The sequence below is a fragment of the Affinundibacterium flavidum genome (genome assembly GCF_014284175.1).
GTDB lineage: Bacteria > Pseudomonadota > Gammaproteobacteria > Burkholderiales > Burkholderiaceae_D > Undibacterium > Undibacterium flavidum.
Genome location: NZ_JACOGA010000016.1, coordinates 90,091 through 106,597, shown reverse-complemented (window position 1 = coordinate 106,597; position 16,507 = coordinate 90,091). Strand labels below are relative to the sequence as shown.

Annotated in this window: 10 protein-coding genes; 6 read left to right on the top strand and 4 right to left on the bottom strand. The window is 47.2% G+C overall.

Annotated features, from left to right (window positions below):
* Nucleotides 1–428: 428 nt before the first annotated feature.
* The 4 genes from H8K55_RS16650 to H8K55_RS16635 all read left to right on the top strand — a co-directional run bounded on the left by H8K55_RS16650 (nucleotide 429) and on the right by H8K55_RS16635 (nucleotide 6,141).
* Nucleotides 429–3,032 carry a sensor domain-containing protein gene (locus tag H8K55_RS16650; protein ID WP_186943190.1) on the top strand — a complete coding sequence of 868 codons (2,604 nt, stop codon included), beginning with the start codon at nucleotides 429–431 and terminating at the stop codon, nucleotides 3,030–3,032.
* A gap of 177 nt (nucleotides 3,033–3,209) precedes the next feature.
* Nucleotides 3,210–4,088, top strand: coding sequence for a PhzF family phenazine biosynthesis protein (locus H8K55_RS16645; protein ID WP_186943189.1), 879 nt, complete (start codon nucleotides 3,210–3,212; stop codon nucleotides 4,086–4,088).
* Between the two features lie 75 nt (nucleotides 4,089–4,163).
* Nucleotides 4,164–4,544: a SirB2 family protein gene (locus H8K55_RS16640; protein ID WP_186943188.1), complete on the top strand. Its 381-nt coding sequence runs from the start codon at nucleotides 4,164–4,166 to the stop codon at nucleotides 4,542–4,544.
* A 61-nt stretch (nucleotides 4,545–4,605) separates the two neighbouring features.
* Nucleotides 4,606–6,141, top strand: a complete 1,536-nt coding sequence (locus tag H8K55_RS16635) for an amidase (RefSeq protein ID WP_186943187.1) — start codon at nucleotides 4,606–4,608, stop codon at nucleotides 6,139–6,141.
* 83 nt (nucleotides 6,142–6,224) lie between these two features.
* Here the strand turns inward: H8K55_RS16635 and putA are convergent, their stop codons facing one another.
* Entirely contained in the window at nucleotides 6,225–9,881 is a 3,657-nt protein-coding gene (putA, locus tag H8K55_RS16630; protein WP_186943186.1) for a trifunctional transcriptional regulator/proline dehydrogenase/L-glutamate gamma-semialdehyde dehydrogenase, read from the bottom strand.
* 142 nt (nucleotides 9,882–10,023) lie between these two features.
* Between putA and H8K55_RS16625 the strand changes: the two genes are divergently transcribed.
* On the top strand, nucleotides 10,024–10,482 hold the full coding sequence (locus tag H8K55_RS16625; protein ID WP_186891595.1) for an Lrp/AsnC ligand binding domain-containing protein: 459 nt from the start codon (nucleotides 10,024–10,026) through the stop codon (nucleotides 10,480–10,482).
* 159 nt (nucleotides 10,483–10,641) lie between these two features.
* Here H8K55_RS16625 and H8K55_RS16620 read toward each other — a convergent pair whose 3' ends face one another.
* Nucleotides 10,642–11,904 carry a hypothetical protein gene (locus tag H8K55_RS16620; protein WP_186943185.1) on the bottom strand — a complete coding sequence of 421 codons (1,263 nt, stop codon included), beginning with the start codon at nucleotides 11,902–11,904 and terminating at the stop codon, nucleotides 10,642–10,644.
* Nucleotides 11,905–12,299: 395 nt separating this feature from the next.
* Between H8K55_RS16620 and pabB the strand changes: the two genes are divergently transcribed.
* Nucleotides 12,300–14,180, top strand: coding sequence for an aminodeoxychorismate synthase component I (gene pabB, locus H8K55_RS16615; RefSeq protein WP_186943184.1), 1,881 nt, complete (start codon nucleotides 12,300–12,302; stop codon nucleotides 14,178–14,180).
* On the opposite strand, the gene H8K55_RS16610 is transcribed toward pabB, so the two are convergent.
* Together H8K55_RS16610 and H8K55_RS16605 are read right to left on the bottom strand one after the other, a co-directional pair.
* Nucleotides 14,173–14,922, bottom strand: a complete 750-nt coding sequence (locus tag H8K55_RS16610) for a HesA/MoeB/ThiF family protein (protein WP_186943183.1) — start codon at nucleotides 14,920–14,922, stop codon at nucleotides 14,173–14,175. The two genes, pabB and H8K55_RS16610, sit on opposite strands and share 8 nt — an antisense overlap.
* A gap of 101 nt (nucleotides 14,923–15,023) precedes the next feature.
* Nucleotides 15,024–16,484, bottom strand: coding sequence for a S41 family peptidase (locus tag H8K55_RS16605; RefSeq protein WP_186943182.1), 1,461 nt, complete (start codon nucleotides 16,482–16,484; stop codon nucleotides 15,024–15,026).
* Nucleotides 16,485–16,507: the final 23 nt, after the last annotated feature.

Here is a 16,507-nt window from a genome sequence, read left to right as displayed (position 1 = left end):
CAATCACAGCTGTTTGAGCAAACAGCCTGCAAATACGCTTGTTAACTGAATCAAATTCCCAGCCATCGCGATTTGGCAGCTAATTGAGTATATCTATCTTCCAGATTGCTTCACGGTCAAGCTCTCTCAGATCAGCATAAACAACAGAATAGACAAATCCCTACAATCCTAATTGACATGCCGCACCACCACGGCAGATACTTTTCTAAATTAACAAGATCGCACTGAAGTTTTTGTTAACATTAGGACTTACTCAAAATTGCGCCGGTTAGGCGCGGAGCCGAAGACAGTACGATTGCTTGGCCTGCCCCTGCGAAGACAGGGGCGAGGCGAACGCAACAATGCCAGCGTCTGTTTTGCGTAAGTCCTAAACATCATATGTAGATAAAGACGATTAACTTCGGTAAGCCGGAAAAGAGCATGACTCTATGTTGAATTTACTGCAAAACAATACGTCATTGTTACTTTGTACCATCCTATTATTGGTGATGAGCATACTGATGGCGATTGTGATCACGGTTCAGTATCGACGCCTACGTTCGCTTAAAGCATCTCATGTCAAGCTTAGCATCGTCTTAAACAACAAAGAAGAAGTCGAAAAGAAACTCGCTGCCGAAGAGGCGCGTTTTCAATCCATGTTTGAAGATTCTCCTGATCCAACCTGGATCATCGACAATCATCAATTTACTTTATGTAATAGTGCTGCGGTGCAGATCCTTGGCTATCCCAGCAAGGAGGCGCTCGACAATACCCATCCCTCAAAACTCTCGCCGGAATTTCAACCCGATGGCGAAGCCTCGTACGCCAAAGCCGAACGCATGATGCATTTAGCCGATGAGCGTGGTCTACATCGATTTGAATGGATACACACGCGCCTCGATGGCAGCAATTTTCCAGCAGAAGTAACACTGTCGCGGATGACGATGAAGGGGCGGCAAGTAATTTATTGCGTGTGGCGTGACATTAGCGAACGCAAAGAGATGGAAAGAAAGGAAATTGAAAATCAACAACTGTTAACCGCCATCATAGAAAACGCTGCAGCCTTAGTCTATGTCTGTGACATCAACAGCAAACTGATTTTATGCAATCAGCAATTTGAAAAAGCGGTCGGATACCCACGTTCTGAGATTCTTGGCAAAGTCAGAACCAACTTTCTTCCCGCTGAGATTGCGCATGAACACTATCAAAATGACTTGCAGGTGCTACGGAGCAAATGCACCAGTTCCTTCGAGGAAACTAATCTAGAAACCGATGGCCTGCATACCTATTTGACGATCAAAAATCCCTTGTATTCTGACAAAGGCGAAGCCTGGGCTGTGATTGGTATCTCCACCGATATCACGGCACGCAAACGCAGCGAGAACGAGGGTAAACTGGCTGCCACTGTGTTTCGGCATATCGCCGATGGCATTATCATCACCGACATTGACGCTACCATCATTTCAGTGAATCAGGCATTCAGCAGAATTACAGGGTATGCCTACGATGAAACGTATGGACAAAAACCCAGCATGTTGCAATCGGAGCGACAAGACAAGGCCTTCTACGAAGCGATGTGGCATCAAATTCTTGAAAACGGTATGTGGCAAGGTGAGATCTGGAATCGCCGCAAAAATGGAGAAATTTTCCCTGCATGGCAAACTATTACCTCAGTCAAAAATGAAGCTGGCGAAACAACCAATTATGTCTCGGTCTTTTCCGATATTACCGAGGTCAAACAATCGCAAGAAAGACTGGAGCGACTCGCCCACTATGACGCACTCACAGAATTACCCAACCGCGTATTGTTTAAAGATCGTGTAAGCCAGGCACTAGAACACGCTAGACGCCATCACACAAAACTCGCGATTGTGCTGTTTGATCTGGATGGATTTAAAACTGTCAACGATAGCCTTGGTCATCCTATCGGCGATCGTCTATTGCAATTAGTCGCACAAAGATTAAGCCAATGTATGCGCGCTGAGGATACAGTATCCCGCCTCGGTGGGGATGAATTCGCGGTGCTAATTACGGAGCTCAATTCTGGCGATGACGCAATTCAAGCAGCACATAAAATCTTACAGGCATCGCAAGAACCTTATCACGTCAACGATCATGCGGTGATGGTGACTAGCAGTGTCGGCATATCCATCTTTCCGGATGATACTGAAGACGGCAATGACTTGATACGTAACGCCGATGCCGCCATGTATGAGGCCAAAGCCAAAGGCCGCAACACTTACTGCTTTTATCAGGCAGAAATGACGGTAAAGGCGCAACAAAGACTAAGCGCCGAACGAGATCTACGGCGCGCGATAGAGCAAAAAGAATTTGAAGTTTGGTATCAACCACAAATCGATTTATCAAGCCAGCGCTTCCTCGGCGCTGAGGCTTTGATACGCTGGCGCGATCCCTTACGTGGTCTGATTCCGCCCCTCGAATTTATTCCCCTAGCTGAGCAAAATGGCATGATTCTACCCATAGGGGAATTTGTGCTGCATCAAGTATGTGCCGACTTTAAAGAATGGCAAGCAGCACAGTTAAATGCCAAACGACTGTCGGTGAATGTCGCGGGACCGCAATTTTATCGCAGTGATATCGTGGCGACGATCAAAGACTGTCTGAGTGAATACCAGATTCCAGCTGGCATGCTGGAAATTGAAGTGACCGAAACCTTTATGATGGAAAACCCGCAAGAAATCAAAGACATCTTGTTAGCGATCCAAGAATTGGGCGTGACTATCGCCATTGATGACTTTGGTACTGGTTATTCTTCCCTCGCTTATTTGCGGGAATTACCTATAGACACCTTAAAAATCGACCGCGCCTTTATTCGTGACATTCCTTCAAATAATAAAGGTATCGCGATTGTCCGCGCCATTCTGGCACTGGGTAGCAGCATGGGATTTAATGTAGTCGCAGAAGGCGTAGAAACCCAAGAGCAATCTGACTTTTTGCAAGCCGAAGGTTGTCGCAAAGGGCAAGGTTACTATTTCGCCAAACCCATGCCAAAAGCAGAATTCACACGATGGCTGCAAAATCATGAGGGCTAGTTTGAAAAATGAATACCAGCTTCTGTTAGGATGCGATTTTCGTCAAAGCCGCGTCACTTTCTTATTCCATCACTTTCTGATTTCATGAAATTTCACATTGGTAAGAGTAGTGAGATTAGTGCAGATGGATTGCGCTTTTTTTGACTATGTTTTCCTCCATATTTATCGCCCTTAGCCATGTCTGAACCCAATTACTTCCACGTCGATGTCTTCGCCGATCAAGCCTATAGTGGCAATGGTTTAGCGGTTTTTCTGCAAACCGAACATTGGCCAACAGAATTCATGCAAACACTGACGCAAGAGAAGCAGCAATTTGAGTCCATCTTCTTATCGCGGATACAAACAGAAAACGCTTACCGTGCACACGCCAGAATCTTTACAGTGGAAGAAGAATTACCCTTCGCTGGTCATCCGATTTTAGGTGCTGCTGCCGTTTTACATCGCACGCAGGCAAACGAGCAAACAGAATGTGCATGGACGATCACCGTCGGTACCCGTGAAATTGCTGTCAACAGCGTACATCGCGGAAATCATTTTGTCTGCCAGATGAATCAAGGCAAACCGATTATTCAGGCCGCGCTATCGCACGCCGGAGTGGACGGCGTATTGCAGCGATTAGGATTACAACAAGACGACCTCATTCGCGCATTGCCACCTCAAGTCATTTCCACGGGTTTGGATTATCTCATCTTGCCGATACACAGCGACGCCATCGACAAGGTGCAATTCTGTGGCGATGATTTAGAGCAGGAACTTGCCCGACTGGGGGCGAAATTTGTTTTTATCTTTGATGTTCAAGCGCGCGAAATCCGCACTTGGGATAACGCCGGGAAAGTCGAAGACATCGCCACTGGCAGCGCCGCTGGCCCTGCTGCCGCCTACCTGTATGCGCATGATGTAATACCAGCAGATCAGCTCGTCACCATTCGTCAAGGCAGATTTCGCCATCGTCCAAGTTGCCTGTCTGTGCAACAAAACGCACAAGGTGAGATTTTGGTCAGTGGTGGTGTTTGGAGTATCAGCGCCGGACGATTGGAAGCACTGCCAACACTGTAAGTCTCTGCATCCAATTTCAACCAACAATGATTTCAATCAACAATCAATGAAATGCAATAAGCAAACGGAAAAACTATGTACATCATTCTGAAACATCTACATCTGACTTGTATTACGCTCAGCATCTGTCTGTTCACTTTACGCTTCTATTGGCGCAAACAAAATCCCCTGATGTTGCAAAAAAAATGGGTCAAAATTCTGCCACACGGTATTGACTCCCTTTTACTTGCCAGCGCCATCAGCATGGCGTGGATCGCCAGCATCAATCCCTTAGAACAACCGTGGTTAGCAGCGAAAATCATCGCTCTGTTCGCCTATATCATGGCAGGAACTTTCGCGCTGAAACGAGCGCAAACCGCGCGCGCTCAAAACATAAGCTTCGCCCTTGCACTGATGTGCTTTGCCTATATCATTGCAGTGGCAATTAGCAAACAGCCATTTCCCTTCATGAACTAAAACAGGCGATGTGCGTCCAACAACAAGTATCACATCAATAAGAACGAATAGAGGAGACATCATGCAACAACACCGAATCGGTTTAGCAATCAGCCTGGCTTTAGCTTGTACGGCGCTAAGTAGCCCCATCCATGCCCAAAGCACAGAAGATCTACATCAGTTAAAACAAGATCTACAAGCAGGCAAAACCACCGCAACACAGATACTCGAACAATATCAAGCCCGTAGTACCAAATTGAACCCGCACATCGTGGCGGTCAGCGCAGTACGCGCAGAAGCAAAACGAGATGCCGAACAGGCCGATAAAAACAAAAACCCACGTCTGATCTTGCAAGGCTTGCCCATCATGGTCAAAGACAATATCGCGATTCAAGGTATGCCGACCACAGCAGGCTCACTCGCATTAGCAAACAATATGGCTAGCAGCGACGCCTTCCTCGTTGCCAAATTACGCGCAGCGGGCGCGGTACTCGCAGGCAAAACCAATTTGAGTGAATGGGCAAATTTCCGCTCAACGAAATCCACCAGTGGCTGGAGCAGCGTCGGCGGTCAGACACGCAATCCTTATAACATCAAGAAAAATTCCTGTGGTTCTAGCTCAGGCTCGGGAGCTGCAGTCGCGGCGCGCTTAATTCCCGCTGCCATCGGCACTGAAACCGACGGCTCAATAGTGTGCCCGGCCGCAGTGAATGGCTTGGTCGGCTTCAAACCAACCTTAGGTTTGGTCAGTCGCAGTGGTATCGTGCCGCTCTCACATAGTCAGGACACAGCAGGGCCAATGACCTTAACGGTACGCGATGCCGCGCTATTAATGAATGTCATCGTGGGCAGTGATCCTAGCGATCCAGCGACCCAAGCAGCAGATCAACATAAAACTGATTACACGCAGGGATTAGACGCGCAAGCACTGAAAGGCAAACGCATAGGTATCGTCAGCAAGCTAGTCAAAGGCTACGATAAAGAAACACTCGCACTGTTTCATCGCAGCATTGAAATTCTCAAAGCACAAGGCGCAATCATCATCGATAAAGTCGAGATCCCGCACATGGAAGCAGCAGGCAAAGATGAATACACGGTCTTGCTGTATGACTTTAAAGCCGATCTAAACAACTATTTGGCGAGTACGCCTGCGACCGTCAGTAGCCGCAGTATGGCGGACGTCATCGCCTTCAACAAGAAAAATGCGAAGCAGGTAATGCCACATTTTGGTCAGGAAATCATGCTACAAGCGCAAGCCAAAGGTCCACTGAGCGAGCAAGCTTACCTGGACGCTAGTGCGCGCGCGAAACGCTTATCAGGCCCCGAAGGCATTGACGCTGCGCTAAAGCAACATCAACTTGATGCATTGATCGCGCCAACCACGGGTCCGGCTTGGGATATCAATTACAAGAAAGGCGATGTGATTGCCGGTAGCGCCAGCTCACCTGCTGCGATCGCGGGATATCCGCATCTGACTGTTCCTATGGGTTTAGTCAAAGGCTTACCAGTCGGTTTGTCGTTCTTTGCAGATGCCTGGAGTGATGCGCGCTTATTGCAGATGGGTTTTGCATTTGAAGTAGCAAGACCCGCTTTGCCTGCACCGAAATTATTGAAATAAAAATTCAGATTGAGTAGGCACAAAAAAGCCGCAGCCCAAATAGGTGCTGCGGCTTTTTTACGATCGCTATCGACTTAAGCTAATCAGCTTTGCAAACTCATCAAGCTCGCATTACCACCCGCTGCTGTCGTGTTCACACACAAAGCGCGTTCTGCCACCAAACGCCATAATGGCAATTCCGTCTTAGCATCACATTCAGCGATACAAACAATCGCCCCGGTTTGCTGTGCTAAGGCAATTTTGTAACTCGCCGCAATATCACGGCCAAGCAAGGCAAAATGCACGTGTTCAGATGTACCTACACTGATCGCATCACTCACCAATTTTGGTAAATCCGCTGGCAACAAGGCTTTGGTTTTTTCTTCCAATACGACGGTGTTACCCGTTGCGAGTACTGCGGCGATTTGATTGAGTAAAGTGGCAACATCACTCGCTGCACAGAACACGCTACCGCGCGAAGCAAATGCAAGAGTATTGGTCTCACCAGTTGGGCCTGGCAATAACATCGTCATCTTGTAAGGATTGAGACGTGCATAATGTTCCGCCAACACCGCGACATCAGCGTGACCATGCGTTTTTGCCCACACGGTCAGCGCATCGAGTGCAACGGGTGCTTGTTTTTCGTAGACGGTATTCCCGCTGAAGCTCATGGTCGGATTGTGTTGCAAGCGCTTCAGATACAAAGGACCACCGGCTTTTGGACCTGTACCAGATTTGCCTTCACCACCAAAAGGCTGCACACCAACTACCGCACCAACGATATTCCGGTTCACGTAAATGTTGCCGACATGGGCGCGTTGCGTGATGAATTCTATGGTTTCATCAATGCGTGAATGCACACCAAGAGTCAAGCCAAAACCCGTCGCATTAATCGCATCAATCAAAGCTGGCAGGGCATCACGTTGATAACGCAAGACGTGCAACACAGGGCCAAATACTTCTTTGGTCAACTCGGATAAGGAATTAATTTCCATCACAGTTGGTGCAACAAAAGTACCGTTCTTGCAGCTCGCTGGTAAATCTAAACTGTAGAAAGACTTCGCCTTAGTACGCATAGCGTCAATATGATTTTGCAGATTCTTTTGTGCTTCTGCGTCGATCACTGGACCAATATCCGTTGCTAAACGATCTGGAATACCAACGCGCAATTCTTGCATTGCACCGCGCAACATTTCCAAAGTTTTGTCGGCGATATCTTCTTGCAAGCACAATACACGCAAGGCAGAACAACGCTGACCTGCGCTGTCAAAAGCCGATGACAAGACATCATTCACGACTTGTTCTGGCAAAGCACTACTGTCGACGATCATCGCGTTTTGACCACCGGTTTCGGCGATCAAAGGAATATCGATGCCTTCTGCCACAGAACGTTTTGCCAAAGTGCGATTAATGATTTGTGCAACTTCAGTTGAACCCGTAAAGATCACACCTTTCACGCGGCTATCTGCCACCAGCTGCGCACCGACGACTTCACCTGTACCTGGCAAGAATTGCAAAGCGCCGACTGGTACACCTGCTTCATGCATCAGTTGAATCGCACGATGCGCGATCAATGGTGTTTGTTCCGCAGGCTTCGCTAACACCACATTACCCGCAGCCAAGGCGGCACTCACTTCACCGATGAAAATCGCGAGGGGGAAATTCCATGGGCTGATACAAACCACAGGACCCAAAGCCTGCGTTTGTGGCAAGTTCTCCACTTGCGCTGCGTAGTAACGCAAGAAGTCGACAGCTTCACGCACTTCTGCCAAGGCATTCGGCAGAGATTTACCGGCTTCACGAATCGCTAATGCCATGAAATCTAAGGTCTGTGCTTCCAACAAATCACCAGCTTTGCTCAAACATGCGGCGCGCGCTGCTGGCGTTTGATTTTGCCATTCAGCGGCATAAGCTTGCGCTGCAGCTAAGGCTGTTTGTACGTCATTTGCATCCGCTTCGATGATCTGTCCTACTACATCGCTGTGATCCGCTGGATTCAATACCGGGCGCGCCGCAGTTGCCGAAACACTGCCTGCTAACAAAGGCGCTGCCGTTAAGGCCTGTTGGCTAAACGCACTGAAATGTGCGCTAATTTTTTGCAATTGCAATTCATTGCTGAAATCCATGCCAGCAGAATTTTTACGTTCTTTGCCGAACAGATTCGTTGGCAAGTTGATGCCGCTATGCATTTTGCCTGCGAGTTTGCTAGCGATACTGATCGGGTCTTCGATCAAAGAATCAATCGAAATTTTTTCATCCACGATTTGATTCACAAATGAGGAGTTCGCACCGTTTTCTAACAGACGACGTACCAAATACGCCAACAAAGTTTGATGTGATCCAACTGGTGCATAAATACGGCAAGGCTTGTTCAACTTATCCGCGCCGACTACTTGATCATACAAAGTTTCACCCATGCCGTGCAGGCATTGGAATTCGTAATCGGTAACTTTGGCTTCTTGCGCCCAACTATAAATTGTCGACAATGTCAGAGCATTGTGCGTGGCAAATTGCGGGTAAATCACATCCGTGACCGCCAATAATTTTTGCGCACACATCAGATAAGACACATCAGTGTAAACCTTGCGTGTATACACCGGAAAACCCGGCATACCATCGACTTGCGCACGTTTGATTTCAGAGTCCCAATAGGCCCCTTTGACCAAACGCACCATGAATTTACGACCGCTGCGACGCGCCAGATCGATTAAATAATCAATCACAAACGGGCAGCGTTTTTGGTAAGCCTGCACCACAAAACCGATGCCTTCAAAGCCTTCTAAATCTTTATCGAAAGCCAGTGCTTCCATCAAATCTAAAGACAATTCCAGACGATCAGTTTCTTCCGCATCGATATTGAGACCGATATTGTATTGCTTCGCCAGCACCAACAATTTTTTCAACAATGGCAGTAATTCTTCCATCGTACGCGCACGTTGCGCGCGCGAATAACGTGGGTGCAAAGCCGAGAGTTTGACCGAGATACCCGGACCATCTTTGATACCACGACCATTCGATGCTTTACCAATTGCATGAATGGCCGTTTCGTAGGCTTTGTAGTAATACGCAGCATCGTGCATAGTCAATGCCGCTTCGCCTAACATATCGTAGGAATAACGATAGCCACGCGTTTCATTATCTTGACTGTTTTTCAGTGCTTCTTCTATGGTCTGACCTGTGACGAATTGGTTACCCAACATGCGCATCGCCAGATCCACGCCTTTACGGATCAAAGGTTCGCCGCCCTTCGCAATCAAACGGGTCAATGCTGAACCCAAACCCTGATCACTGTTAGTGCTGACCAATTTACCGGTAACCAGCAAACCCCAAGTCGCGGCGTTCACAAATAAAGATGGCGATTCGCCCAAATGTTTACGCCAGTCGCCCTTACTGATTTTGTCGGCGATCAGGCGATCTTTGGTCGCAGCGTCGGGAATACGCAACAGTGCTTCGGCCAAACACATCAAAGCCACGCCTTCTTCGGAGGATAATGAAAACTCATGCATCAAGGCATCGACACCAGAAGCGCGCGTACGTTGTTGACGTACGGAACTAACTAATTTCTTCGCGAGTTCATGAATGTTGTTTTTTGCTGCAGGTATTTCCTGCAAATTTGCCAACAACCAAGCCACCGTTTCAGCTTCGTCGCGACGATAGGCTTCGGTGATTTTTACTCTTAACTCGGTGGGATTGACCAGCAATTCTTGCTGTAAGGTCTGAAATGGGAGTGCGTTTGAGGGTGGGTTCATGGAAGGATTCATCATTTATTTATGAAAGCAAATATGATTTAATTGTATAGATCATTCGCGAGGATTAATTCTGGAAATTCTGAGGTATATCGAAATATTGTATTTTGTGAGAGAATTCCACCAAATATTATTAATAACCACTTAAATTTTTCTTATGCTAGACAAAATCAGTAAAAGAATTCTGGCCGAATTACAAAATGATGGCCGCATCAGTAATGTAGAACTTGCCACGCGAGTTAACCTGTCTCCGGCTGCTTGTCTGGAACGTGTCCGCAAGTTGCAAGAATCAAACTACATTCTAGGCTATACCGCCCAACTAAATCCACATTTACTCGATGTTGCTTTGCTGGTATTCATCGAAGTGGTCTTAGACCGCACCACGCCAGATGTGTTCGACGCCTTCAAACGCGGCGTGCAGGCCATTCCTGAAGTGCTGGAATGCCACATGGTCGCTGGCGGCTTTGACTACTTGGTCAAAGCGCGCGTGAAAGATATGAATGCGTATCGCGATTTCCTCGGTAAGTCTTTGCTGCAATTAAGTGGCGTGCGTGAAACCCATACCTATGCAGTGATGGAAGAAGTCAAAAATACGACTGCTTTGCCAATCAAATAAGCGTCATTCTGATCTGCGGATTTTTGGCAACCACGACGCTACATAAGCAAAAAGCAGTAAAGACAAAATCTTTACTGCTTTTTTATTGAATTATTCACTACCTAGGAAGTGATTATGTAGAAAGTGATTTGGCCATCGACAAATCACTTTCTAGAAATCTTACTTCATGTAAGTCCAGTAACGAGCCAATTCCACCGCGCCATCATTGCCTTGCACAGTTTTGAATACTTCCGCGGCTTTGGCCTTGTTGCCCGCTTTATGATACGCGATACCTAAATGCAATTTCGCTTCTTCTGGATTTTTCAAACCGCCTTTTGCCAGACCCGCTTCAATCAAAGCGATACCGCGTTCAAATTGGCCGTAGGTCACGAAGTTGTAACCCATGTTGACCATACCTAAACCTGTCTTCGCAGCCTTCGCTGCAGCTTCACCAGCATCTAAAGTTTTTGCATCGTCAGCAGCTTGTTTATTCGCTTTATCTTGCAGTGGCTTATGTTTGGCAACATTCTTACCTTTGCCGAAATAACCCGCTTTGTATGCAGCTTCCACCACGCTCTTTGCTTCTAAAGGCAAACCAGCCAACAAAGCAGTTTCGGCCATTTCGATGTATTGTGTATCGTCTTCCAAATTTTCATTGGCAAGCATCAAACGGTACCAATCCAAACGCATACGATCAGTAAAGCCCGGCTTGCTGATCAAGCGATACATCAAATCGGCCCAGTATTCTTTAGTTGGATGATATTTCACCAACAACTCTAAAGCCTGAGTTGAGGTATTAACATCTTTCAATTTCATACTCGCACCGTGCATCAGGCGCAAACGCTTTTCATCTGGTACGCGACCAGCTTGTTCATCAGCCGCAATCTGTGCTTTTACTTCTTTTAAGGCATTCGCAAAGTCATCTGCCAAATAGTAATTTTGTACCAGCAAATCCTGCATTACCACATTCGTTGGATTCACACCCAAATAACGCTTAGTCCAGATCTGTGCATCCGCATATTGCTTGATATTGTAGAAAGTACCTGCCATTGCTTCCATAAAACGCAGCTTATCGGCTGCAGGCAAAAATTCACTACCTATCATTTCTTCAAAGCTTTTTGCCAACAGGAGATTGTCTCCCATGCCTGAAGCGATTGCGGCTTTGGTACGGCTAATGAAGAATGTTTCGTAAGCAGTTTTCTTTTCAGAAGCTTCTAGTGCAGCTACTTTTTCAAGCGCTGGCGCATATTGTTTTTCACCGATCAGTTTTTGAATTTCGGTGTACGGCTTAGACCATTCATTACGAATCACTTCTAATTTGGCTTTATCTTTTTCGGCAGTATCTGCTGTTTGTGCCTGTGCAACCGCAGGTATCGCGGCAATCGATGCAGTACCAAGGGCTACGAGGAGTGCCGCCAAGGCGATAGGAGATTTTTTTATCATGGCTATATTTATATAAATGAGATAAGTGAGCGAATGAACAGGACAGCCCAAAACAAATTTTTGCTGGCGAGGAGAAGCTTTGTCATGTTTATAAAAACAGTACACACTGCATCCTAACCAATTGCTGAGCCGCTTTGTCCGCGCATTATAACGCGATTATTACACCGTTATTGCACGTTTTTGGCGCCTCTCTGCCACTAACGCGGCTCAAGCTTTTTGGTTACAAACTTCGCGCCCGTTTCTCTATGCGCCTCTTTAATTTATGTCAAGTTTCACGGTTTTTTACAAATTGTCACTGGAGATGAAACCCTAGGCAGCTTGTTGAGAAGCACAAGCGTACTGCAAGAAAAGCAATCTAAGGGTAAACTAAGGCCGATTCTCATCAGGTATATATTGTGTCCGCTTCCTCTCTTCTTCTTTCCAATCCAGACTCGGCAAACCTATGCTTCGCGCTCTTAGACGATGCACAGAGCGATGTTGCACAATCGCGATTTTATTCCGATCTGATCGACACATTGAGCAGCAGTTCAGCCGAAACTTGGCCAGCCATGTGGCAGCAGGCCGAGCAAGCTTTATCAAATGGCTACTACGTTCTTGCTGTTTTGAGTTACGAAAGTGGCGCACAATTGCATGCCATTACGGCGCGTGAGCAAGCTGAAACGAATCAAACCATCTCGCAGTTATTGGTATTTCGTGATTGCCAACATTGGAGTCGGCAACAAGTCGCAGAGCGGTTGACACAAGCATGCACTAACGAAGTCGCAGGTATCCGGCAATTGCGAGCGAATGTGGATCAAGCCGAATTCACACAAGCGATCAATCAGATCCGCGCCTATATTGCCGCCGGTGATACCTATCAAGTTAATTACACATATCGTCTGCATTTTTCGACCTACGGTACCGCGCTCGCTTTGTATCGGGCTTTACGCAAGCGTCAGCCAGTGCCGTTTGCCGCCTTCATCAGCCTACCCGATGGTCGTGCGATTTTATCCTTGTCTCCAGAATTATTTATCCGTCATCAAGCCGGGCAATTATTAGCAAAACCGATGAAAGGTACCGCGGCTGCCAGTGGTGATGCGGTTCAGGATCAACAACGCGCACAGCAACTCAGCCACGATCCCAAAAATCGCGCTGAAAATTTAATGATCGTCGATTTATTACGCAATGATTTAGGCCGCATCGCGCAAACCGGAACCGTTAAAGTCCCAGCATTATTTGAAGTACAAAGCTTTACCAGCGTATTACAAATGACCTCGACTATCACCGCACAGTTACGCAGCGACTTGCGTTTAGATGCCGTAATGTCAGCGCTATTTCCTTGCGGCTCGATTACCGGTGCGCCCAAGCATCGCACTATGGAAATCATTCGTGAAATTGAAACCGAAGATCGCGGCATTTATACCGGCGCGATTGGCTGGTTCGATCCACCGGCAACGCCACAAAGCGTGGCCGATTTTTGTTTATCGGTGCCGATACGCACACTCACTTTACAAGCGCCCGATGCTAATGCTTGCAGAGTGGGTGTGATGGGCGTAGGTGCGGGCATCGTCTATGATAGCCAGCCCGATGAAGAATTTGCCGAGTGTCAGTTGAAAGCAAAATTTCTGACGGGAATGCAACCGGATTTTGAATTGTTCGAAACCATGTATACGAAGCACGACATTGGATATCGCCACCTCGAACGCCATCTGGCCCGCTTACAAGCATCGGCGGCTTTTTTCGAATTCAAATGTGAACCCGAACGCATCCTCCTGGAGCTACAGAATTATCAGCAACATTTCGCTGTCGGCAAAGAATACCGACTCAAATTGTCGCTCAAGTCGAATGGCGATATCGCCATACAACATGCTGAATTACGCCCACTAGAACAGCCCGTTCGTATTTTCATAAGTGCAGAAACATGCACAACCGCGCCAGTCTTTTTAGCGCATAAAAGTACGCATCGCGCACAGTATGACCAAGCCTGGCAAGACGCAGAAAAACATGGCGGCTTCGACAGTCTGTTTTGCAATACCGCCGGCAAGATCACCGAAGGTGGACGCAGCAATGTATTTGTCAAAATAAGGGGAAATTGGTACACACCACCATTAAATGATGGCGTATTACCCGGAATTATGCGCAGCGTGTTACTGGAAGATGCGCAACTACAGGCGATAGAAAAATCATTGACACTCAATGATCTGCAACAAGCCGATGAGATCTTGGTATGCAATGCCTTGCGTGGAGTTTTGAAGGCGACACTAGTATTGCCAACGCTGATGTCTGAACCTACTTAGCACCACACACTGCGCATTCATGATTTTTACTCACCCCTATGCTGGTCCATTCCATTTGCATAGCGTCGAGCAATAATAAGCGTCCGCTCACCGATAGTCCCAAATTCATCACCAGCTTGAGTGCTTCGGCCGCTTGCATGGTACCGATAATACCGACTAGGGGAGAAAACACGCCCATCGTCGAACAACGCACTTCTTCCACATCCTGATCGGGTGGGAACAAGCAGGCATAGCATGGTGCATCACTGTGACGCGTATCGAATACGCTCAATTGTCCATCAAAAGAAATCGCCGCACCCGATACCAAAGGCACAGAAAATTCTACGCACGCAGCATTCACCGCGTGACGAGTTTTGAAATTGTCGCTGCAATCAAGGACAACACTCGCACTGCGCACCAATTCTTGCAAACGCTGCCCTTGCAGTCTTTCTTTAAGCGCGATGACTTCCACTTCAGGATTGATTTGTTGCAAGCAAATTTTTGCCGAGTCAACTTTATCTTTACCTACGCGCTCAGTCGTATGCAAAATCTGACGCTGCAAATTGGTGAGGTCAACTTCATCGTCATCGACAATGGTGAGCTTGCCGATTCCGGCGCTGGCTAGATAGAGTGCAGCAGGAGAACCGAGGCCACCAGCACCAATGATTAAGGCATGTGCGGCCAGAATTTTTTGCTGGCCTTCTATGCCTATCTGATCCAGCAAAATGTGTCGCGAGTAACGCAACAATTGATTATCGTTCATAGTTTGCCAGGGAATACGAAAGGCTGATGTTACATCAACGCTTTACTTATGTATTTATGTATCTATGGAGCTTCGAAGTTGAATGGGATTTGGCACCACCATCATTTCTTACTGTGACCACCCTTATTTTTGACAGCTGGCGGTGCGGCATTGACTGGCTCCAGACTGGCAGTTTTCAAAGGCGTAACCTTGACAGGCAAACCCTTCAAATGATTCAGCGCTTGCTTTAATTGGAAATCGTCTTTGCTACCAAACTCCAAAGGTGCGCTCTTCTTCGCCAATTCAATCAAACGCTTTTCTTCTTCCAATTCATCGACAATTGCAGTTTCAGGTTCTGCTTCCCGATCATTACTCAAATGTTTTACCAGATCCGCTTCACGCGAGCGCAAGGCATTAAATCCATCGCCATTCGCCGTTTCTTCTACGCGTAAATCCGGCTGTATACCTTTGGCCTGAATCGCCCGCCCTAAAGGCGTGTAATAACGTGCCGTGGTCAATTTGATCGCTGTATCATCAGTAATCTGATGCACAGTCTGGACGGAGCCCTTGCCATAACTTTGCGTACCGATGATGGTCGCGCGACGATAATCTTGCAGAGCACCGGCGACGATTTCAGAAGCCGATGCCGATCCGGTATTGATCAATACCACCATAGGAATATTTTTGATTGCTGCTGGCAATTTCGCAAGTGGATCGCCGACGCCGCGCTCGGCATAAAATTCTTTTTTCGCAAAATACGTGCGTTTAGAATCTTCTACCTGACCATTGGTTGAAACGACCGCCACATCCTTAGGCAAGAACGCCGCCGAGACACCAATTGCCCCCGGCAATACACCGCCCGGATCATTGCGCAAATCGAGTACCAAACCTTTCAAACCCGGATCCTGCGTATACAGTGCGCTGATCTTTTTCACCATGTCGTCCAAGGTTGGTTCTTGAAATTGCGAGATTCTGATCCACGCATAGCCAGGCTCGACGAGCTTTCCTTTGACGCTGTGTTGCTTAATCAATTCACGCGTCAAAGTTACAACGATGGGCTTATCTTCGGTCTTGCGTGCGATCGTCAAAGTAATTTTAGAATTCGGCTCGCCACGCATTTTTTTAACGGCGTCATCAATACTCAAACCTTTAATCGGTACACCGTCAATGCGAGTAATCAAATCACTAGGCTGTATGCCAGCGCGAGAAGCTGGCGAATCTTCAATCGGGGAAACCACTTTGACATAGCCATCTTCCATTCCGACTTCGATGCCCAAACCTACGAACTTACCTTCTGTGCCTTCGCGTAATTCTTTGAAAGATTTTTTGTCTAAGTAGGCCGAGTGTGGATCAAGTGCATTCACCATGCCATTGATGGCTTCATCTAAGAGTTTTTCATCTTCTACCGGCTCAACATATTCCGACTTAATCATGCCAAACACTTCAGAGAACTCACTGAGTTTTTCCAGCGGCAAGGGCAGTGCATTGATTTTTTGTGCGAGGGCAGAATATTGCAGCGAGGCTGCAACACCGGCCACTACACCAAAACTGATTAAGCCTAAATTTTTTAATTTACTACCCATAATTCCAAACCGGCGTTCACCGT